Source organism: Streptococcus mitis (assembly GCF_001074635.1).
In the GTDB taxonomy this organism is placed as follows: domain Bacteria; phylum Bacillota; class Bacilli; order Lactobacillales; family Streptococcaceae; genus Streptococcus; species Streptococcus mitis_E.
On record NZ_JUQO01000061.1, the window covers coordinates 20,761 to 40,352 of the forward strand.

General features: G+C 39.9%; 21 protein-coding genes. 6 read left to right on the plus strand and 15 right to left on the minus strand.

The window, feature by feature from the left end; genetic code table 11:
• Positions 1 to 304: 304 nt before the first annotated feature.
• Positions 305 to 508: a hypothetical protein gene (locus tag ADI58_RS02130; protein WP_049521281.1), complete on the minus strand. Its 204-nt coding sequence runs from the start codon at positions 506 to 508 to the stop codon at positions 305 to 307.
• Positions 509 to 802: 294 nt separating this feature from the next.
• The gene (locus ADI58_RS02135; RefSeq protein ID WP_049521282.1) at positions 803 to 1,009 is read right to left on the minus strand and encodes a ComC/BlpC family leader-containing pheromone/bacteriocin; all 207 of its coding nucleotides are present in this window, start codon (positions 1,007 to 1,009) and stop codon (positions 803 to 805) included.
• A 289-nt stretch (positions 1,010 to 1,298) separates the two neighbouring features.
• Between ADI58_RS02135 and blpA the strand changes: the two genes are divergently transcribed.
• From blpA to blpC, 3 genes are read left to right on the plus strand one after another with little or no spacing between them, the layout of a single operon-like run.
• Positions 1,299 to 3,452: a peptide cleavage/export ABC transporter BlpA gene (blpA, locus tag ADI58_RS02140; protein WP_049521283.1), complete on the plus strand. Its 2,154-nt coding sequence runs from the start codon at positions 1,299 to 1,301 to the stop codon at positions 3,450 to 3,452.
• Between the two features lie 10 nt (positions 3,453 to 3,462).
• On the plus strand, positions 3,463 to 4,824 hold the full coding sequence (blpB, locus tag ADI58_RS02145) for a peptide export ABC transport accessory protein BlpB (protein ID WP_049521284.1): 1,362 nt from the start codon (positions 3,463 to 3,465) through the stop codon (positions 4,822 to 4,824).
• A 56-nt stretch (positions 4,825 to 4,880) separates the two neighbouring features.
• Entirely contained in the window at positions 4,881 to 5,036 is a 156-nt protein-coding gene (blpC, locus tag ADI58_RS02150) for a quorum-sensing system pheromone BlpC (protein WP_049521285.1), read from the plus strand.
• Positions 5,037 to 5,080: 44 nt separating this feature from the next.
• Here blpC and ADI58_RS02155 read toward each other — a convergent pair whose 3' ends face one another.
• From ADI58_RS02155 to ADI58_RS02165, 3 genes are read right to left on the minus strand one after another with little or no spacing between them, the layout of a single operon-like run.
• Positions 5,081 to 6,421 carry a sensor histidine kinase gene (locus ADI58_RS02155; RefSeq protein ID WP_049521286.1) on the minus strand — a complete coding sequence of 447 codons (1,341 nt, stop codon included), beginning with the start codon at positions 6,419 to 6,421 and terminating at the stop codon, positions 5,081 to 5,083.
• Between the two features lie 13 nt (positions 6,422 to 6,434).
• Positions 6,435 to 7,172, minus strand: a complete 738-nt coding sequence (locus tag ADI58_RS02160) for a response regulator transcription factor (RefSeq protein ID WP_049521287.1) — start codon at positions 7,170 to 7,172, stop codon at positions 6,435 to 6,437.
• A gap of 4 nt (positions 7,173 to 7,176) precedes the next feature.
• Complete coding sequence (locus ADI58_RS02165) at positions 7,177 to 7,515, minus strand: LytTR family DNA-binding domain-containing protein (RefSeq protein WP_049521288.1); 339 nt, start codon at positions 7,513 to 7,515, stop codon at positions 7,177 to 7,179.
• 276 nt (positions 7,516 to 7,791) lie between these two features.
• Between ADI58_RS02165 and ADI58_RS02170 the strand changes: the two genes are divergently transcribed.
• Positions 7,792 to 8,121 carry a hypothetical protein gene (locus ADI58_RS02170; RefSeq protein ID WP_004261043.1) on the plus strand — a complete coding sequence of 110 codons (330 nt, stop codon included), beginning with the start codon at positions 7,792 to 7,794 and terminating at the stop codon, positions 8,119 to 8,121.
• Positions 8,122 to 8,182: 61 nt separating this feature from the next.
• Here ADI58_RS02170 and ADI58_RS02175 read toward each other — a convergent pair whose 3' ends face one another.
• Together ADI58_RS02175 and ADI58_RS02180 are read right to left on the minus strand one after the other, a co-directional pair.
• Positions 8,183 to 9,232, minus strand: coding sequence for an ABC transporter permease (locus ADI58_RS02175; protein WP_049521289.1), 1,050 nt, complete (start codon positions 9,230 to 9,232; stop codon positions 8,183 to 8,185).
• Positions 9,229 to 9,960 (minus strand): ABC transporter ATP-binding protein, encoded by a 732-nt coding sequence (locus ADI58_RS02180; protein ID WP_049521290.1) that lies wholly within the window; start codon positions 9,958 to 9,960, stop codon positions 9,229 to 9,231. Before ADI58_RS02180 ends, ADI58_RS02175 begins: the two co-directional genes overlap by 4 nt.
• Before the next feature lie 67 nt (positions 9,961 to 10,027).
• Between ADI58_RS02180 and ADI58_RS02185 the strand changes: the two genes are divergently transcribed.
• Both ADI58_RS02185 and ADI58_RS02190 read left to right on the plus strand, forming a co-directional pair.
• Positions 10,028 to 10,438, plus strand: a complete 411-nt coding sequence (locus ADI58_RS02185) for an HIT family protein (RefSeq protein ID WP_049521291.1) — start codon at positions 10,028 to 10,030, stop codon at positions 10,436 to 10,438.
• A gap of 9 nt (positions 10,439 to 10,447) precedes the next feature.
• Positions 10,448 to 10,735, plus strand: coding sequence for a hypothetical protein (locus ADI58_RS02190; protein WP_000777755.1), 288 nt, complete (start codon positions 10,448 to 10,450; stop codon positions 10,733 to 10,735).
• Between the two features lie 279 nt (positions 10,736 to 11,014).
• Here the strand turns inward: ADI58_RS02190 and dnaJ are convergent, their stop codons facing one another.
• The 8 genes from dnaJ to ADI58_RS02230 all read right to left on the minus strand — a co-directional run bounded on the left by dnaJ (position 11,015) and on the right by ADI58_RS02230 (position 19,509).
• On the minus strand, positions 11,015 to 12,154 hold the full coding sequence (gene dnaJ / locus ADI58_RS02195) for a molecular chaperone DnaJ (protein ID WP_049521292.1): 1,140 nt from the start codon (positions 12,152 to 12,154) through the stop codon (positions 11,015 to 11,017).
• 272 nt (positions 12,155 to 12,426) lie between these two features.
• Positions 12,427 to 13,059, minus strand: coding sequence for a DJ-1/PfpI family protein (locus tag ADI58_RS02200; RefSeq protein WP_049521293.1), 633 nt, complete (start codon positions 13,057 to 13,059; stop codon positions 12,427 to 12,429).
• 247 nt (positions 13,060 to 13,306) lie between these two features.
• Positions 13,307 to 15,130 (minus strand): molecular chaperone DnaK, encoded by a 1,824-nt coding sequence (dnaK, locus tag ADI58_RS02205; protein ID WP_000034667.1) that lies wholly within the window; start codon positions 15,128 to 15,130, stop codon positions 13,307 to 13,309.
• 252 nt (positions 15,131 to 15,382) lie between these two features.
• On the minus strand, positions 15,383 to 15,907 hold the full coding sequence (gene grpE / locus ADI58_RS02210) for a nucleotide exchange factor GrpE (protein ID WP_049521294.1): 525 nt from the start codon (positions 15,905 to 15,907) through the stop codon (positions 15,383 to 15,385).
• 26 nt (positions 15,908 to 15,933) lie between these two features.
• The gene (gene hrcA, locus ADI58_RS02215; RefSeq protein ID WP_000255759.1) at positions 15,934 to 16,968 is read right to left on the minus strand and encodes a heat-inducible transcriptional repressor HrcA; all 1,035 of its coding nucleotides are present in this window, start codon (positions 16,966 to 16,968) and stop codon (positions 15,934 to 15,936) included.
• A 197-nt stretch (positions 16,969 to 17,165) separates the two neighbouring features.
• On the minus strand, positions 17,166 to 18,512 hold the full coding sequence (gene glnA / locus ADI58_RS02220; RefSeq protein ID WP_001122886.1) for a type I glutamate--ammonia ligase: 1,347 nt from the start codon (positions 18,510 to 18,512) through the stop codon (positions 17,166 to 17,168).
• Positions 18,513 to 18,548: 36 nt separating this feature from the next.
• Positions 18,549 to 18,905: a transcriptional repressor GlnR gene (glnR, locus tag ADI58_RS02225; RefSeq protein WP_000659548.1), complete on the minus strand. Its 357-nt coding sequence runs from the start codon at positions 18,903 to 18,905 to the stop codon at positions 18,549 to 18,551.
• A gap of 76 nt (positions 18,906 to 18,981) precedes the next feature.
• On the minus strand, positions 18,982 to 19,509 hold the full coding sequence (locus tag ADI58_RS02230) for an FUSC family protein (protein WP_000119915.1): 528 nt from the start codon (positions 19,507 to 19,509) through the stop codon (positions 18,982 to 18,984).
• Positions 19,510 to 19,592: the final 83 nt, after the last annotated feature.

Genomic DNA, 19,592 nt, shown 5'->3' on the forward strand with positions numbered 1-19,592 from the left:
TACCGCTTTCCAATTTTATAAGTGTATTAATTAAATAATGTATTAGAAAAAACGAACAAGACTGTGTTAATAACCTATCTTATTCGTTTAATTTATCAGACTTGTTCAGGAATTATTTGAAGCAAGATTAGCTGATTAGACAGTTAATTTTTAACGTTCCAACTAGCCATTAGTTTTTAGTTTTCACCTATTTAAATCAGCTAAAATAATCCTTAACAGAACCTGTATATTATAGTTCTGTAGATTCAACAAGATGCCGAACAAGTCGATTATTCAATTTTTTATAGAAGTTTACAATCACCTTTTAACATGGAACTGGAGGTGCAGGATTCCATGAACTTTTTGGAATGCATACTGGAGGAACATATGGACCAGGTTTTATCATCCCTCCGATACTCTTCAAAATCCCCCAGCCAATACATCCAACATCTCCAATAAAACAGTCATCTCCACCACTAATTGTCTCTAATTCTACTTCATTCAAAGCAATATAATCGTTTTTTTTCATCGTTATAATTCATTCCTTTCGTTTCACTCAAGGCACAACACAGAATGAAAAAGTGTTGTGCTCTTTATTTTGTTTTATAATAATAGTGAGAAAGCCTATCACTACTACAAATCACGGGGAGGTGAATAAGTGAGTGGTATAGCCACTACCTCGCATTTTTATAGGTGTCATTCTTTCCATCAAGCACAACTAACTGTGACTAGGAGCACGTAAACTTATATTGAATAAGCGACTCGTTTGCAAAGAACAGCTTCTATCCGTGCATAGGTCATTTACAATACAACACTATTATATCTATACATGAACACAGAACCACTGATGAGGATTTTTCCGGCATTGATTCGTAAAATCATCAATTGCTGCATCAACAACTCTACCTGCAACATAGCTGCCTACCCCTGTCCAAAACACAACATCGTCAACCCCAAATATTCCTCCCTCTATTCTATCAAGCATCTCAGTATCCATAATTGCAAATTGTGACATTGTTTTTGTATTCATGATGAATACCTCCTTTTTTTATTTTTAATTTTTGTCCTGTTGCAACTTTGACAAGTTTAGTATATCATTGTTTTTTAAAATTTTTCATCCAAATCTTGAATTGTCATCGAAACGTCTTAAATTAGCTTTTTTATTTAAAACCACCTCTAAAATTTTTTTAAAAGATAATTTCTAATCACTTTTTTACCATTCAGGAAGTTTCAATGACTATTCAAGATTTCATAAAATATGAACTTATTTTTATGGCATAATATACCTATCTACTATATGAAAATGAAAGGAATTGCCAATGATTTCTTATAAACGTACATTTGTTCCTCAAATAGATGCTAGAGACTGCGGTGTTGCTGCCTTAGCCTCGATTGCTAAATTCTATGGTTCAGATTTTTCTCTAGCTCACTTGAGAGAACTTGCAAAGACCAATAAAGAAGGGACGACTGCTCTTGGCATTGTAAAAGCCGCTGATGAAATGGGCTTTGAAACAAGACCTGTTCAAGCAGATAAAACTCTCTTTGACATGAGTGATGTCCCCTATCCATTTATCGTTCACGTTAACAAAGAAGGAAAACTCCAACATTACTATGTTGTCTATCAAACAAAGAAAGACTATCTGATTATTGGTGATCCTGATCCTTCTGTAAAAATCACCAAAATGTCAAAAGAACGCTTTTTCTCTGAATGGACTGGAGTAGCTATTTTTCTAGCTCCCAAACCCAGCTATCAACCCCATAAAGATAAAAAGAATGGTCTACTAAGCTTCCTTCCTCTGATTTTCAAACAAAAATCTCTCATTACTTACATTGTTCTCTCAAGCTTATTGGTCACTATTATCAATATAGGTGGTTCTTATTATCTCCAAGGAATCTTGGATGAATACATCCCAAATCAGATGAAATCAACTTTAGGAATCATCTCAGTTGGTCTAGTTATCACTTATATCCTCCAACAAGTCATGGGCTTCTCCAGAGATTATCTCCTAACTGTTCTGAGCCAGAGATTAAGTATTGATGTGATTTTATCCTATATTCGCCATATTTTTGAACTTCCTATGTCTTTCTTTGCGACACGTCGGACAGGAGAAATCATTTCACGGTTCACAGATGCTAACTCTATTATAGATGCCTTGGCTTCTACTATTCTCTCTCTTTTTCTGGATGTTTCCATTCTGATTCTTGTAGGGGGCGTCTTACTGGCACAAAACCCTAATCTCTTCCTTCTTTCTCTTATTTCCATTCCTATATACATGGTCATCATCTTTTCTTTTATGAAGCCTTTCGAAAAAATGAACCATGATGTCATGCAAAGTAATTCTATGGTTAGCTCTGCTATTATCGAAGATATCAACGGGATTGAAACTATAAAGTCGCTTACGAGTGAAGAAAATCGCTATCAAAATATAGACAGCGAATTTGTAGATTATCTGGAAAAATCCTTTAAGCTCAGTAAATATTCTATTTTACAAACGAGTTTAAAGCAGGGAACAAAATTAGTTCTAAATATCCTTATCCTATGGTTTGGCGCTCAATTAGTCATGTCGAGTAAAATTTCTATCGGTCAGCTGATTACCTTTAATACACTTCTTTCTTACTTTACAACTCCTATGGAAAATATTATCAACCTCCAAACCAAACTCCAATCTGCGAAGGTCGCTAATAACCGTTTAAACGAAGTCTATCTAGTCGAATCTGAGTTCCAAGCCCCAGAAAACCCTGTTCATTCACATTTTTTGATGGGCGATATTGAATTTGATAACCTTTCTTATAAGTATGGTTTTGGACGAGATACTTTAACAGATATTAATCTCACGATTAAACAAGGAGATAAGGTTAGCCTAGTTGGAGTTAGTGGTTCTGGTAAAACAACTTTAGCCAAAATGATTGTCAATTTCTTTGAACCCTACAAAGGACATATTTCCATCAATCATCAGGATATTAAAAACATTGATAAAAAAGTCTTGCGCCGTCATATTAATTACCTACCCCAACAAGCCTATATCTTTAATGGATCTATTTTGGAAAACTTAACCTTGGGCGGTAATAATATAATTAGCCAAGAAGATATTTTAAAAGCTTGTGAATTAGCTGAAATCCGTCAAGACATTGAAAGAATGCCTATGGGCTATCAAACTCAGCTCTCTGATGGAGCTGGTCTATCAGGAGGACAGAAGCAACGAATCGCCCTCGCTCGTGCTCTTTTAACTAAAGCTTCTGTTTTAATACTAGATGAAGCTACTAGCGGTCTTGATGTCTTGACTGAGAAAAAAGTTATAGATAATCTTATGTCCCTAACTGATAAAACCATTCTCTTTGTAGCCCATCGTCTCAGTATAGCCGAACGAACCAACCGTGTCATTGTTCTTGACCAGGGGAAAATCATTGAAGTTGGTAGTCACCAAGAGTTAATGCAGGAGCAAGGCTTCTACCATCATCTATTCAATAAATAAGGAGAATGTCATGAATCCTAATCTTTTTAGAAGCGTCGAGTTTTATCAGAGACGTTACCATAACTATGCGACAGTGTTAATTATACCTCTTTCATTACTGTTTACTTTCATCTTGATTTTCTCCCTTGTTGCCACAAAAGAAATTACTGTTACTTCCCAAGGAGAAATCACCCCTACAAGTGTCATTGCATCTATTCAGTCAACCAGTGATAATCCTATCCTTGCTAATCATTTAGTGGCAAATCAAGTAGTTGAAAAAGGTGACTTACTCATCAAATACTCTGAAACAATGGAAGAAAGTCAGAAAACTGCCTTAGAAACTCAATTACAAAGACTTGAGAAGCAAAAAGAAGGACTTGGAATTTTGAAACAAAGCTTAGAGAAAGCGACTGATCTTTTTTCTGGTGAGGATGAGTTTGGCTACCATAATACCTTTATGAATTTTACTAAACAATCCCATGATATTGAACTGGGTATTACAAAGACTAACACTGAGGTTTCAAATCAAGCTAATCTTGCCAATAGCAGTTCATCAGCCATCGAACAAGAAATTACAAAAGTTCAACAACAGATTGGAGAATATCAAGAGCTGAGAGATGCTATCATAAATAACAGAGCACGCTTACCAACTGGCAATCCACACCAGTCAATTTTGAATCGTTATCTTGTAGCCTCACAAGGACAAACACAAGGAACTGCAGAAGAGCCATTTTTATCTCAAATTAATCAAAGTATTGCAGGTCTTGAATCATCTATCGCAAGCCTCAAAATTCAGCAAGCTGGTATCGGAAGTGTAGCAACTTATGATAATAGTTTAGCAACCAAAATTGAAGTACTCCGCACTCAGTTTTTACAGACAGCTTCTCAGCAACAACTGACCGTGGAGAATCAATTAACAGAATTAAAAGTACAACTAGATCAAGCGACACAGCGCTTGGAAAATAATACTTTAACCTCTCCAAGTAAAGGAATCGTTCATCTGAACAGCGAATTTGAAGGTAAAAATAGAATTCCAACTGGTACAGAAATTGCTCAAATATTCCCTGTCATCACAGATACAAGAGAAGTACTAATCACTTACTACGTATCTTCTGACTATCTACCTCTACTAGATAAAGGACAAACTGTAAGATTAAAACTGGAGAAGATTGGAAATCACGGCATTACCATCATCGGTCAACTCCAGACAATTGATCAAACTCCTACCAGAACAGAGCAAGGTAATCTCTTTAAATTAACCGCTCTTGCAAAACTATCTAATGAGGATAGTAAACTCATCCAATATGGCTTACAAGGTCGCGTCACTAGTGTAACTGCAAAGAAAACATATTTTGATTATTTCAAAGATAAAATCTTAACCCATTCTGATTAATTTTCAGATAACACTCTATAACTATTTATTATCTTATAAAACAGGAGAATCATAACATGGATAAGAAACAAAACCTAACTTCATTTCAAGAACTAACAACTACCGAACTCAATCAAATTACAGGTGGAGGATGGTGGGAAGATATCTTATACGACCTTAATATAATTAAGCGTAACAATACGAAAGGACTTCATCATCCAATACAACTATAAAAAATAAGACCGAGTAACAAGAACTCTCGGTCTTATTTTTTTCATCATTCTGTAGGTATCATAGTAAGCACCTGACGAAAAACTTGATCTTGACAGGTGGTATTGAGACTGGTATTGGGATGACTTTCCACAATTTTCATGACGGTATAGAGCCCAACACCTCGGTCCTCTCCTTTAGAACTAACTCCAAAAGAGAAGATTTCAGAAACATCTATACCCTCTTCTCTGATGGAATTTTCGATGATAAAGGTCTCCTGTGCTCCATTTTTTAAAAAGGCGATTGAAACATGAGGTTGACTGGCCTCTGCACTGGCTTCAATAGCATTGTCACAAAGGATAGACACAATGGTTAGAAAATCAAGTAGTCTCATCCCCTCGACCTGAATCTCCTCAGGAACTTCGACATTAAAGACAATGTTCTGATCTCTAGCTTTTAAAAATTTCCCTGCTAGGAGACTTTTGAGGGCACGGTCCCGAACATTCACCAATCGACCAAGGTCATATTTATTGTCCTGCAATTTCTGACTGGAATCCTTTAAGACGGAGCCATAGACCTCTTTTATCTGCTCCATATCCTCCTCTTCAATGCCCAGACGTAAGCTGGTCAAGAGGTTGGTGTAGTCATGGCGAAAGCTCCGTACTTCCTTGTAAAGTTCCTCTATATGTCGACTATAGCGTTCCATATCTCTGTAGCGCAAGGTCTGCTCTTGGTCCAGTCTCTCACGGAGTTTGTCCTTCAAATAGGTATCCAATTTCTTGATAACCCCCATAAAAAAGAGGAGGTAAAACACTAGGATGAGATAGCGAACAGTCTTTGATTGAATACCTTGCTCATATTCAAAGTAAGACAGAGTTTGTATCACCAAATAGTAAGCCCCCATTATCCAGTTAATTTTAGTCAGGGACTTTTGAAAACCTGTATCAAGAATCTCCCTTCTCAAGCTAGTGAAATCATAGTCCAACCATTTCAAAAAGGCTAGAGAAATGAAGAAATTGAAAATTATTATACACAACCAAATCAAAGAGTAATCATCATGTACTTGCCCTTGTCCCAAAAATGGAAGCACAAAATAAGAAAGACCTCTATAAAAGAGATTCACCAATATCATTGGAAAGAGACCATAAAAGAAAAGGAGTTTTTTAGGAAACCCTCTTAACAATAAGAAAGACAAGCCTATGCCGTACAAGGGGTTCGTGAAATAAGATAGGTAAGTATTTCCTACTATATAGCTAATCATTACAAAAACAACGGCCAACAGTATCCTAAAAAGAAAGGCCTTAAAAATCCTCTCAAAAGTGAGACCAATTCCATCTACCTTAAAGAAAATGACAATTTCTAGCCCATTAGTAATAAGTGTATATAATAATATCCAAGCAATATTCATAAATTCTCCTAGCTCAGTGTAAGTTATTAATAGCTTCAGACACTTCTCTGACCTTATAACGCGCGATCAAACAACTTCCACCATTGGGAAAGAAAAGCAGTTTTTCTTTCTTATCCAAATGCACCACATTTGCAGGATTGATGAGAAAAGAGCGGTGGCACTGCAAGAGACGAGGCTCCTGCTTGAAAACCTCCTCTAAACTCGCTGTAAATTCCAGCCTGTCCGTCTTAGTATAGAGAATAACACGATGGGCTCTGGGCGACGTTTCGAGATAGTAAACCTCTTTAAAAGGATACTGGAATTGGGCAAATTTTGATTTAAAGTAAAAGCAATCTTCCGCCAGGCTCTTACTATCTTGACTATTGGCATAGAGGAGGGCTGTCTCGATCCGAGATTCAAACTCCTCTGCCGAAAGAGCCTTATCAATGTAGTCCAAAGCAGAGACTTGATAGCGAAAGGACAGGGGCATAAACTCCGAGTGAGTCGTTACAAAGACGATGAGGGCGTAAGGGTCTCGATCCCGAATCTTTCTAGCCACTTCTAGCCCCTTCATCTCTTCGTTTCGAATCTCAATATCCAAAAAGAATAGCTGATGTGCTCCCTTCTCATGCACCTCTGCCAGCAGTTGGTCTGGCTTACCAAAGACCTCAAAAGAGCTAGGGATGATATGATGCTCTTTCAAAAGTTTCTCAATGGTCGTTTCAATCCTAGCCTGTTGGGAAAAATCATCTTCTAAAACAAATATTCTCATCTTCTTACTCTCCTTCTTTCAACCATTTTTGACGAATTTCTCTATAGCGACGTCTGGCATACTTGACAGCGTATTGACCTTCTTCTCCGAGAAAAAGGATTCTTTCTTGAAAATCAATCGATTTTAATTTATCAAGATTAACCAAACAATTTCGATGACATCTCATCAAGGTTTCCCCATATTGGTTCTCAAGATTACTTAAATTTTGAACCATATTAAAGCTAGCTTCTTCTGTAACAATCTGTACGGTATGGGCTTTAGTTGGATGTGTTTGGATATAGTAGATATCGTCGACGTTTACTTTATAGACTGTTTTCTGTGTCTGAATAATCATATGTTTCATTGGATTCTCCTCCTAAGAAAAGAATAACAGAAAAGGTCTAGCACAAGCACACCCAATCCTAAACAGTCTTTGAAAGCTCCTAAAAGGATTATTTTTCTACAACATCATGATAATCTTACCACTATTTTATCATAAAATCTTAACAGTACCATTCAGGAAATTTCAAGAACAATTAAAGATTTGATGGTGAAAAAGGAGATAAAAGTGATAAACTGACAGTATCAAAACACAGTTGCTAGAAACAAGACTGGCACCCAGATTAAAGGAGAAATTCTCATGACAGATACAGACCCTATCAAAAGAGCTCAGACTTTGATTACGGACTTAAACAAAGCCTATCAAGCATGCAAACAGGCAACCGCTGACGACGTCCGCTTTCAGGAGCAATTAAACTCTATTCTTGGTTTTCTAGCCAAGGCTGAAACAGTGGATAATCGAGTCTTGATTGAACTGGAAAAATTTTACCAGACTTCCAGTCTTCTCATGGGACTCAGCGCTCTTGATCCAGATGCTCCAACTCGCGCCGCTTGGCGGGCCTATGACCGCTTCCACTTTGACCAAGTCAAGACCAAGTTGAGTCTCTACGGACCAACCATTATCCTGTAGAAAATAAAAGAAGTTGAGACAAACTGAACTCAACTTCTTTTTTAATATCATATAGGCAATGTTATTCCTGCATCTGACGTTTGACCTGATAAGGTAGGTACAAGACTAGTAAAACCAAACCTGCACCCAGCAAGGCTAGAAGGGGCAGTTTTTCTTGGAAGGTAATCAACCCGACGACTAATTCCACTACTAAGACCAAACTGGTCAATCCTCGGACTACCGCCTGCAAGCCTTTTTCCTTTTGCCCCTTGTCCAGTGGAAAGAGTTGGGTCAAATACTGGTAGTCAAAGGCATGATAGAGGGCCAGTAACTGGAAGATCAAGAGGTAGTTAAAGAGAACCACCACTGCTGTCGCAATCCAAGCTTGCTCGATAAAGACCTGCGCCAGCAAGGAAAGCAAGAGCAGACGAAGACTAAGCGCAAAGAGGTCTCCATTTCGTAGATAAGAACGCAGATAGAGATTTTGCCAAATCTTCCCAGGCACCTTCTGAACAGCCTTTAGGATAAAGTCCAGATAGGCACGGCGCTTGACGCTGTTTGAAATTCCCTTTACCTGCGTAAAGAGGGCAAAGAAACGAAGCAAGACTTGCTTACGCTTGCTTTCTTGAGAAATAACATAGTCCCAGTCTAGTCCAGTTTCAGTGAAAAATTTGCTGACCTTTTGACGAAAGAGGAAATATTTTCCTACCCCCAATAAAAGCACATAGACCAGAAAAACAGGCAAGCCATAACCCATGGCTAAAAATAAGGGCGCAAATAAAAGCAAGAAAAGGGTCTGGACAAAGAGCCAAAAGACTAGGGAAATACCAGTTTGACGCTTGAGATGGAGTTTGATTTCCTCTTCTCCGACCAAGAGAAAGAGCTTGTCTGGATCCTCCATATAGGTGGCAATTCCTCCCCAAAGCAAAAGTAAAACAGAGGTAATACCAATAAACAAAAGGATAGGCCAATGATTTTCAGGAAAATCTTGTAAGAGTTGACTGTACTGGTAGGCTAGAAAGCCCAGCAGAACAAGCAGGAACAAGACAAAGTGGTCATTGAGAACATAGCGCAGATAACCGACACACTCCTTACGAAAGGCCTGCTTTCTTTTTAAAAACAAGTCTTTCATAGCTCCTCCTCTTTGGTCAGAGCCAAGTAAATATCATTCAAACTAGCCTCAGGCATATCAAAGGCTTCGCGCAGTTGCAGGAGATTTCCCTTGGCACGCATCTCTCCCTTGTGAAGAATGACAAAGGCATCACACATCTTCTCCGCCGAATCTAACACGTGGGTACTCATGAGAATAGACTTACCCTTTTGCTTTTCCACTTCCAAAAGCTGAATCAAGTCCGCAATAGCTAGCGGATCGAGACCAAGGAAAGGCTCATCCACGATAAAGAGACTCGGATCCACCACAAAAGCACAAATAATCATGACCTTCTGCTTCATCCCTTTGGAAAAATGAACAGGGAACCAGTCTAATTTCTGGTCCAGACGGAACATTTTTAACAAAGGTTCTACTCGATCAAAAGCCACTTTCTGCTCAATGCCATAAGCCATGGCAACCGTTTCGATATGCTCTCTGAGGGTCAATTCCTCATACAAGCTAGGTGTTTCTGGAATGTAGCCAATTTGCTTGCGGTAGCTAGTCGCGTCTTCTTGCAGGGTCAGACCATTGATATTGATGGAGCCACTATAAGGTGTCAACAGACCGATAATCTCATTGATTGTCGTTGATTTCCCAGCACCATTGAGACCAATCAAACCAACCAACTGCCCACTTTCAACAGTAAAAGACACATCTTTCAAGACAGGGACATGGACATAGCCACCTGTCAGGTTTTTAATTTCTAACATATTTTCTCCAAATCTGGTATAATGTAGCTATATTATATCAAAATTCAATACAGTAGAGGTAGATTTTATGTCAGATTGCATTTTTTGTAAAATCATAGCAGGGGAAATTCCTGCTTCAAAAGTATATGAAGATGAGCAGGTTCTTGCCTTTCTTGATATCTCTCAAGTGACACCAGGACATACCTTGGTCGTGCCAAAAGAACACTATCGCAATCTTTTAGAGATGGACGCTACGAGCGCTAGCCAACTCTTTGCCCAAGTACCAAAAGTAGCTCAAAAAGTCATGAAAGCTACCAAGGCTGATGGTATGAATATCATTGCCAACTGTGAAGAAATCGCAGGCCAAACAGTCTTTCACACCCACGTTCACCTCGTACCTCGCTACAGTGCGGACGATGACCTCAAGATTGATTTTATCGCCCACGAACCAGACTTTGACAAACTTGCTCAAGTCGCTGAAACCATCAAAAATGCCTAAGGAGTTGCCATGAAATTATCCAACCTACTGCTATTTGCAGGAGCTGCAGCCGGAAGTTATCTGGTCACAAAAAATCGCCAAACCATCACTGATGAAGTCTTGAATACCACTGACCGCGTTCAAGCTATCAAGGACGATGTAGATATTATCCAAAACAGCCTGCAAATCATTGACCAACAAAAAGAACTCATCAAGGAATACCAAGAAGACCTGACTTACAAGTTTAAGGTCTTGGAAAAGGATATCCAGACTAGACTAGCTGTGATTAAAGAAACACAGGAACTTGAAGATAAGTAAAAAGAGCCCGACGGCTCTTTTTTAAAAGGTAAACAAATTATATCCCATCAACTATACATCATAATTTAGGCAACTCATTCACCATTGCACAACTAAATCGAAGACTTTCCGACGTAATGAAAACACCTGAAATAGTTTGGTTTCAGGTGTTCGGAAACTTTGAGACCTAGGCTCAAAGTTTAGGTATGGAACTTCGAAGAAGGTCGCTACCGTCCGTCATTACTTAAGGAAAGTCTTAAAAAATCTATAAACAAAAAGAGCCGTTGGGCTCTTTTTACTTTATTCTCCATCAAAGGCATCTTTAATATGGTCAAAGAAACCTTTTTTCTTTGGATTGACTTTTAAATCACCTGCAGCTGCGAATTCTTTCAAGGCTGCTTTTTGGCGGTCGTTCAAGCCTGTCGGTGTTACGACATTAACGGTAACATATTGGTCACCAACTGCACCGCCACGAAGGCTCGGAGCTCCCTTGCCACGTAGACGGAATTTCTTACCAGTCTGAGTTCCCTCTGGGATAACCAATTCAACATCACCGTGAACCGTTGGGATATCAACTGTATCACCAAGAGCTGCTTGGACAAAGTTAAGGTTCAGATTATAGAAGATAGTGGTTCCTTCACGTTCAAACTTGTCGCTGGCTTCCACAGAAACCACTACATACAAGTCACCATAAGGTCCACCGTTAAATCCAGCTTCACCTTGACCAGCTAGGCGAATTTGTTGACCAGTTTCCACACCAGCAGGAATTTTGACATGTACGCTATGGGCTTGTTTTTCATGACCTGTTCCGTGACAAGTTGTACATGGATCTTTGATTTCTTTTCCGCGACCATGACAGACATCACAGGTTACTTGACGACGCATCATACCAAGCGGAGTCTGCGTATCGACGTTAATGACACCAGCGCCATGACAGCGTCCACAAGTAACTGGACTTGTTCCTGGCTTAGCACCAGAACCGTTACATGTATGACAGCTTGCTTCACGATTGTACTTAACCTCTTTTTCAGCTCCAAAAATAGCTTCTTCAAAGGTCAAATTCACACGGTATTGGAGGTCATCCCCCTGACGAGGAGCATTTGGATTGCGTGAAGCACCGCCTCCGCCGAAGAAACTTGAGAAAATATCCTCAAAACCACCGAAGCCTCCTGCCCCGTTGAAACCGCCAGCTCCACCACCGAAGCCTCCAAAGCCACCATTGGCACCCGCAGCACCATATTGGTCATAGGCAGCACGTTTTTGGTCGTCACTCAAAGTCTCATAGGCTTCCTGAACTTCCTTGTACTTTTCCTCAGCACCAGGCTCCTTGTTGATATCTGGGTGGTATTTTTTGGAAAGCTTACGATAAGCCTTTTTGATTTCGTCTGCCGAAGCGTTTTTTGACACCCCCAGACGATCATAAAATTCAGTATTGTTCATAATTCAAGATACAAAGGGCGTCAAACGGACACAGCCATCTAGGAGTTTTGACGACGGACGCTTGCGTCCTAGAAAAAACTATCTTTTTGGCACAGTCCGTAGCCCGTGTTCAATTCCCTGAACACCCTTATTCCTTTCTATTGATGTTCTGAATCGAACCACCATTTAGGTCGGGTTCAATTCCTTTCTTTTATATTAAGTAAGAAAGCTCAGAGTGTGAGTTCAATTCCCTGAACACTCTTTGTTCCTTTCTATAATTTTCATGTAAATCTTTAGAGGCTGTTTTCTATACTCTGCTTCACTTCATCAAACTCTTTGTCCGATAGAGTAAATATCAAATCCTCTTTAGCATACTCGTTCTGTTCTTTAAAATAGTTGTCCGTATTCTCTGCCAACCCTAAACCGAAAATCACTTTTCTTGCAAACTCTTGATGTGCAAAACCGATAGCCGTAATGATTTGTTTATCTTGAACAAGAACTTTCGGTTGGAAATTCTCACGTGGAAGAAATTCAAAATAGTCAAAGAAGTTTTGCCAAATTCCACCTGTAAATTTCGTGTCGTTCAACAAGCCTGCTTTCGCCAATAAAAGGGGCGCTGAAGAAATGGCTGCAATTAGGATATCTTGCTCATTAAGACTTCTCAAAAACGAGATCAATCTCTCATCTTGTAGAGCAGGACCTATATTTACCATTCCTGGCAAAATCACACAAGAATAATCTTCTATACGGATCTGATCCAATGTTTTCGTCGGTTGACAGGACAAACCATCCTCAGAGACCACCATCGAATTCTCAGAAGCTACATAATCAATCATGATATCAAAAGACAGAGCTAAAGTACTTGTTAAAGCAGTTATCTCATAAAGAGAAAAATTAGGATAAATGACACAAAGTACTTTTTTCATACGCAACATCCTCTATTTTACCGAAAAACAGAGGCTGGGTTGCAACCTCTGGATTTCTTCTTATCATTATTAACATTTAAGTAAAGCACCGTAGAAGGACAATCAGTTTAGTGATTAGTCATTCTTGACGAGTTAGGCTTAACTGAGTTTCGGCTAAAAACTTCGGAAAAAAGATAAGCCATCTTTTGTGCATCGCACAAGGCGATGGCTTCCTATTTTTCTTTCGTTTTCTTAACGCCTCAACATCTTATTTTTCCGTAAACTCTCCGTCTACGACGTCATCGCCTGCGTTTCCTGTTGCTTGTGCGCCTTCTGCTCCTGCTTGAGCTTGTTGAGCTGCGGCGGCTTGTTCGTAGAGTTTAACAGCAAGGCCTTGAGCTTTTTCGTTCAATGCTTCAAGTTTTGCTTTCATTTCGTCCAAGTTGTTGTCTTCTTGAGCTTTCTTAAGGTCATCAAGGGCAGCTTGGGCAGCGTCACGTTCTGCGTCGAAGCCTTTGCCTTCAGTTTCCTTGATTGTCTTTTCAGTCGCAAAGATCGCTTGGTCTACTTCGTTACGAAGGTCTACTTCTTCTTTACGTTTCTTATCTGCTTCAGCGTTAGCTTCTGCATCTTTCATCATGCGGTCGATTTCTTCGTCTGTCAAACCTGAGTTAGATTGGATCACAATAGTTTGTTCTTTTTGAGTTCCAAGATCTTTCGCTTTAACAGATACGATACCGTTCTTGTCGATGTCAAATGTTACTTCAATTTGAGGAATTCCACGAGGTGCAGCTGGGATATCTGTCAATTGGAAACGTCCAAGAGTCTTGTTATCTGCTGCCATTGGGCGTTCACCTTGAAGAACGTGGATATCAACGGCTGGTTGGTTGTCTGCTGCTGTTGAGAAGACTTGTGATTTAGATGTTGGAATAGTAGTGTTGCGGTCGATGAGTTTTGTGAAGACACCACCCATTGTTTCGATACCAAGTGACAATGGTGTTACGTCAAGAAGGACAACGTCTTTGACATCACCAGTGATGACACCACCTTGGATGGCAGCACCCATAGCAACTACTTCATCAGGGTTTACTGATTTGTTTGGTTCTTTACCAGTTTCAGCCTTAACAGCTTCTACAACGGCAGGGATACGAGTTGAACCACCAACAAGGATAACTTCATCGATTTCTGACAAGCTCAAACCTGCATCTGAAAGGGCTTGACGAACTGGAACTTTTGTACGTTCTACAAGGTCACGAGTCAAATCGTCAAATTTCGCACGAGTTAAAGTCATTTCCAAGTGAAGAGGTCCAGCCTCACCAGCAGTGATAAACGGCAAGCTGATTTGAGTTGAAGTTACACCAGAAAGGTCTTTCTTCGCTTTTTCAGCTGCATCTTTCAAACGTTGCATTGCCATCTTGTCAGTAGACAAGTCAATACCGTTTTCTTTTTTGAATTCTGCTACCAAGTGGTCGATGATTTTTTGGTCAAAGTCATCACCACCAAGTTTGTTGTCCCCTGCAGTTGACAATACGTCGAAGACACCGTCACCCAATTCAAGGATAGAGACGTCGAATGTACCACCACCAAGGTCAAATACCAAGATTTTTTCTTCTTTATCAGTCTTGTCCAAACCGTAAGCAAGAGCGGCTGCAGTTGGTTCGTTGACGATACGTTCTACTTCAAGACCAGCGATTTTACCAGCATCTTTTGTTGCTTGACGTTGAGCATCGTTGAAGTAAGCTGGAACTGTGATAACTGCTTTAGTAACTTTTTCGCCAAGGTAGTCTTCAGCGTAGCCTTTCAAGTATTGAAGAATCATAGCTGAGATTTCTTGTGGAGTGTATTCTTTGCCGTTAGCAGAAACTTTTTCAGAAGTTCCCATTTTAGATTTGATAGAGATGACTGTATCTGGATTTGTAACTGCTTGACGTTTTGCAGCATCACCAACGATGATTTCTCCGTTTTTGAATGATACTACAGATGGAGTTGTGCGGTTACCTTCTGGGTTTGCGATGATTTTGCTTTCAGTTCCTTCAAGAACTGCAACTGCTGAGTTTGTTGTACCTAAGTCAATACCGATAATTTTAGACATGTGTTTTTCTCCTTAAATTTTATATTCTATTTTCTTTTTGATACTCTTCTTAAGTGGCGGCGCCGTCAGAGCTTGACTTCGTCAATCTCTTTGACTAAACTTTGAGCCTAAGGTCTCAAAGTTTGCGCAAATAGCGCCACGGCGAAGAGTATCGTCTTTGGTTCGCTTCGCTCACTATTGCAAAGCCAAATATATTTTATCTTTCTTCATAGTTTATTGTCGTTTCGGACAAATTTTGTCAAGTTTTCTAAACTAGTTATAGACCACTACCATGGCTGGGCGTAGGATGCGGTCATGGAGTTTGTAGCCTTTTTGGAAGACTTGGGCGATGGTATCTGCTGGGTGGTCATCGTCTGCTGGGAGAGTTTGGATGGCCATATGATAGTTATGGTCAAATTCACCGTCAGCTGCGATTTCTTCGATTCCTTCTTCTTTCAAAGCATGAATCAAGCTTTCTTGCACCATTTCCAAGCCCTTCTTCACATCATCTGTCAAACCTTCAACTGCGAGTGCACGCTCAAGGTTGTCCAAAGAAGGGAGAATTGCTTTTGCCAAGTCCTGACTACGATAACGTTGCAAGTTTTGACGCTCTTCATTGGAACGGCGTTGGATATTTTGCATTTCTGCATGAGCGCGAAGGTATTTGTTTTCGAACTCATCTGCACGTTCATTTGCCAAGTCCAATTCAGATTTCTCAGGAGTTGTTTCTTCTACCGTTTCCACAACTTCCTCTTCTTGGACTTCTTCTACTTCTTCATTTTTTATATCTTGGGACATTTTCGCCTCCTTTAATGATTTCAATCTTAATGTACTTCGTAATGATTACTACTGAGATAGCGGTAAAAATCTGTCAACTTCATGGTCAAAACACGGTTGACCACATTGACTTGGTTGATTAGCTGTTGGTAATCCAGATTGACTGGACCGATAATGGCTAGAATTCCAACTCCCCGATAAGGAATGAGGAACTTGCTACTAATCACCGCTAAGTCTGCTAGACAGGACTCTTGACTGTCTGCAACACGGACATTTTGCATCTGATCTTCACGCAACCCCTCACGAATCTCCAGAGCCACCTTTTGCGGTTGGTCAAAGAACTGATAAGCTGCCAGATTGGCAAAATTCAAGAGATTAACCTTGCCCGCCACCACAATGTTTTCGTTGAACATTTCCTTAAAGATATGTTCAAAGAGATCAATCACATTATCCGTTGTTGTAAAGTAACGCTGGATAATCTGCGGAATCTCCGTTCGAATCTTGTAGTGAATATCTAGAACGGTGTGGCCGAGGAAACGTTCCTGAATGATGCTCTTCAGTTTCAGCAAATCCTCCTGCAAGAAGTTCCTTGGAATCAGAAACTGACTGGTAACCGTTCGAGACTCGTCTAGAGTGAATACTGCCAAGGCTGTATGTTGCCCCAAAACAACGATATCAAAGGCTGTCAAACGTTGCCTGCTCGGCTCAACATCCAGTGCTACTACCGTACAGCCACTCAAGTCTGTCAGCAGGTTAGCAGCCTCTTGCAGAATATCCTCCAATTTGAAGAATTCCTGATCAAAGGCTTTGACAATCTCATAAACCTCATTTTCAGCCAGTCGGTCAAAATCCAGTGAGTGTTTCACATAGTACTGAAAACCAGCAACACTTGGCATCCGACCACTTGAAGTATGAGCCTTCTCAAGCAAACCTTGCTTTTCTAGAGCCGCCATGTCATTACGAATGGTTGCACTGCTAGAGTTAATAGACTCTTGCAAGGCTTTGGATCCGACAGGTTCGTGCGTTTTGGTAAAGATGTCAATAATCAGATTTAGAATATCCTGCTGACGCTCTGTAACCACCTCATCACTCCTCTCTGTCTGATCGATTAGCACTCGATACACTCAAGTGCTAACTTATGATTCTATTATACACCCTTAAAAGAGAATGTCAAGATAAAAACTCAAAAAATTAGCACTCTTTTATCAAGAGTGCTAAAAATCAGTCTGAAGACCTAGAAAAAAGATCACCCACAGGCAATCTTTCTTCTATATTAGTATTAGTAAAGGTCTAAATAATTATCAATTTCCCATTGTGAAACGAAGGTTGCATAGCTTGCCCATTCGATTCGCTTGGCTTCAAGGAAACTAGTATAGATATGTTCTCCAAGAGCTGCTCTGACAACTTCATCTTCAGTCAGAGCTTTCAAAGCGTTGTGAAGAGTTGATGGAAGGTCTGTAATACCAGCTTCCTTGCGTTCTTCTGCTGTCATGATGTAGATATTTTCTTCGATAGGAGCTGGTGCTTCGATTTTATTCTCAATACCATGCAAACCAACTTCCAAAAGAACCGCCATAGCGATATATGGGTTTGCCATCGGATCCACTGAACGCAACTCAAGACGAGTTCCCATACCGCGTGAAGCAGGTACGCGCACAAGTGGCGAACGGTTACGACCAGCCCAAGCAATATAAACAGGCGCTTCATAACCTGGAACCAAACGTTTGTATGAGTTAACCGTTGGGTTCATGATAGCAGTATAGTTGTAGGCATGTTTGATCAAACCACCAAGGAAATGGTAGGCAGTTTCTGACAACTGCATTCCTTTCGGATCATTTGGATCAAAGAAGGCGTTATTTCCTTCTGCATCAAACAAGGACATATTACAGTGCATACCTGATCCAGCAATACCAAATTTTGGTTTGGCCATAAAGGTTGCGTAAAGGCCATGTTTGCGAGCAATGGTTTTAACAACGAGTTTAAAGATTTGAATCTTATCACAAGCACGGAGAACTTCATCGTACTTAAAGTCAATCTCGTGTTGACCAACCGCAACCTCGTGGTGGCTGGCTTCTACTTCAAATCCCATTTTGGTTAAGACATTGACAATCTCACGACGTGTGTTGTCCGCAAGATCAGTAGGCGCCAAATCAAAGTAGCCACCCTTGTCATTCACTTCAAGTGTTGGATCTCCATTTTCATCCAACTTAAATAGGAAGAATTCTGGCTCTGGTCCAAGATTGAAGGACTTGAATCCCACTTCTTCCATGTGACGAAGAGCACGTTTCAAATTGCCACGAGGGTCTCCTGCAAATGGTTCACCTTCTGTTGTATAGACATCACAGATCAAACCTGCAACACTTCCATTTTCATCTCCCCATGGGAAGACTGTCCATGTATCCAAGTCAGGGTACAAGTACATATCTGACTCATTGATACGTACAAAACCTTCAATAGAAGATCCATCAAACATAGCCTTGTTTGACAAGACTTTATCTAACTGTTCATCTGTAGCAGGAATTTCGACGTTTTTCATGGTTCCCAAAATATCTGAGAACATGAGACGAATAAAGGTAACATTTTTTTCCTTGACTTCACGACGAATATCTGCAGCTGTGATTGGCATGAGTTTTCTCCTTAATGTATGACTACTTGCGGTTGCCTAACCGCGACCAAAAGGTGACCGTACTGAAGCAAAGCGACCCTGTTGGAGGAGTTCATTGTGAAGTGCACGGCGCACCTCAGTCTGACTCACCGCTTTCTTGGATTTCGCTTCACGTTCAGCATATTTTTTCTTAATGGCAGCGATATTATAACCTTCAGAGATATAATCTTTGATTTCAAGCAGACGATCCATGTCATTCAAGGAATACATGCGACGGTTCCCTTCGTTTCGATCAGGCTTAATCAACTCTTGATCTTCATAATAACGAATCTGACGCGCCGATAGATCGGTCAACTTCATAACACTGCCGATAGGAAAAACAGCCATATTTCGGCGAAATTCTTTTTCCTTCATTTACAATTTCCTTCTTTCTGTCTATTATAGTCTAAAAAAAGACAAACGTCAATTGATAATGTTATAAAATGTAACATTATTTTTCTTTTTTCTCTAAAAAGAGCCGAATACGATCAATATCGTAATTTACGAGAATTGCGACAAAAACTCCCATGAAAGTTTCTGATACACGCGCAAATACGTACAAAATTGTCTCTCCACTCGGAATCGATAGGGTAATGATTAACATAGCTGCTACACCACCAATAACCCCTGCTTTGTTATTCATGGCTACATTTGTCATAATGGTTAACATGGTGCAGATTGGAACAACTACCAAGGTCACCCAAAAGGCTTCGTGGAAAAAGGTATTTAATAGGAAGAAGACTAGGGCATAGAGGCCACCGATACTATTTCCTAGAATACGCGAAGTCCCAAAATGGACACTCTTATCAAAACTCTCCCTCAGACTAAAAACGGCTGTCAAAGCACCAATTTGAAGACCTTTCCAGCCAAAAAAGCCAAAAATCAAGAGAACTAGAAAAACAGCAATACCTGTTTTAAAGGTTCGCATACCAAGTTTGAACTGGGATTTATCGAATTTATATTTTTTAAAATAACTCATAATCTCAACTTTCTATTTCCATTTTATCATAATTTGGGAGATTTTATGAGGAATAGTTGAGAGGAAGCGTTTTTATTTTAAGC

Bases quoted from the DNA above. Each gene is read 5' to 3' on its own strand.
- ADI58_RS02130 (WP_049521281.1), bottom strand. From the start codon at position 508: ATGAAAAAAAACGATTATATTGCTTTGAATGAAGTAGAATTAGAGACA.
- ADI58_RS02135 (WP_049521282.1), bottom strand. From the start codon at position 1,009: ATGAATACAAAAACAATGTCACAATTTGCAATTATGGATACTGAGATG.
- blpA (WP_049521283.1), top strand. From the start codon at position 1,299: ATGATTTCTTATAAACGTACATTTGTTCCTCAAATAGATGCTAGAGAC.
- blpB (WP_049521284.1), top strand. From the start codon at position 3,463: ATGAATCCTAATCTTTTTAGAAGCGTCGAGTTTTATCAGAGACGTTAC.
- blpC (WP_049521285.1), top strand. From the start codon at position 4,881: ATGGATAAGAAACAAAACCTAACTTCATTTCAAGAACTAACAACTACC.
- ADI58_RS02155 (WP_049521286.1), bottom strand. From the start codon at position 6,421: ATGAATATTGCTTGGATATTATTATATACACTTATTACTAATGGGCTA.
- ADI58_RS02160 (WP_049521287.1), bottom strand. From the start codon at position 7,172: ATGAGAATATTTGTTTTAGAAGATGATTTTTCCCAACAGGCTAGGATT.
- ADI58_RS02165 (WP_049521288.1), bottom strand. From the start codon at position 7,515: ATGAAACATATGATTATTCAGACACAGAAAACAGTCTATAAAGTAAAC.
- ADI58_RS02170 (WP_004261043.1), top strand. From the start codon at position 7,792: ATGACAGATACAGACCCTATCAAAAGAGCTCAGACTTTGATTACGGAC.
- ADI58_RS02175 (WP_049521289.1), bottom strand. From the start codon at position 9,232: ATGAAAGACTTGTTTTTAAAAAGAAAGCAGGCCTTTCGTAAGGAGTGT.
- ADI58_RS02180 (WP_049521290.1), bottom strand. From the start codon at position 9,960: ATGTTAGAAATTAAAAACCTGACAGGTGGCTATGTCCATGTCCCTGTC.
- ADI58_RS02185 (WP_049521291.1), top strand. From the start codon at position 10,028: ATGTCAGATTGCATTTTTTGTAAAATCATAGCAGGGGAAATTCCTGCT.
- ADI58_RS02190 (WP_000777755.1), top strand. From the start codon at position 10,448: ATGAAATTATCCAACCTACTGCTATTTGCAGGAGCTGCAGCCGGAAGT.
- dnaJ (WP_049521292.1), bottom strand. From the start codon at position 12,154: ATGAACAATACTGAATTTTATGATCGTCTGGGGGTGTCAAAAAACGCT.
- ADI58_RS02200 (WP_049521293.1), bottom strand. From the start codon at position 13,059: ATGAAAAAAGTACTTTGTGTCATTTATCCTAATTTTTCTCTTTATGAG.
- dnaK (WP_000034667.1), bottom strand. From the start codon at position 15,130: ATGTCTAAAATTATCGGTATTGACTTAGGTACAACAAACTCAGCAGTT.
- grpE (WP_049521294.1), bottom strand. From the start codon at position 15,907: ATGTCCCAAGATATAAAAAATGAAGAAGTAGAAGAAGTCCAAGAAGAG.
- glnA (WP_001122886.1), bottom strand. From the start codon at position 18,512: ATGCCAATCACAGCTGCAGATATTCGTCGTGAAGTCAAGGAAAAAAAT.
- glnR (WP_000659548.1), bottom strand. From the start codon at position 18,905: ATGAAGGAAAAAGAATTTCGCCGAAATATGGCTGTTTTTCCTATCGGC.
- ADI58_RS02230 (WP_000119915.1), bottom strand. From the start codon at position 19,509: ATGAGTTATTTTAAAAAATATAAATTCGATAAATCCCAGTTCAAACTT.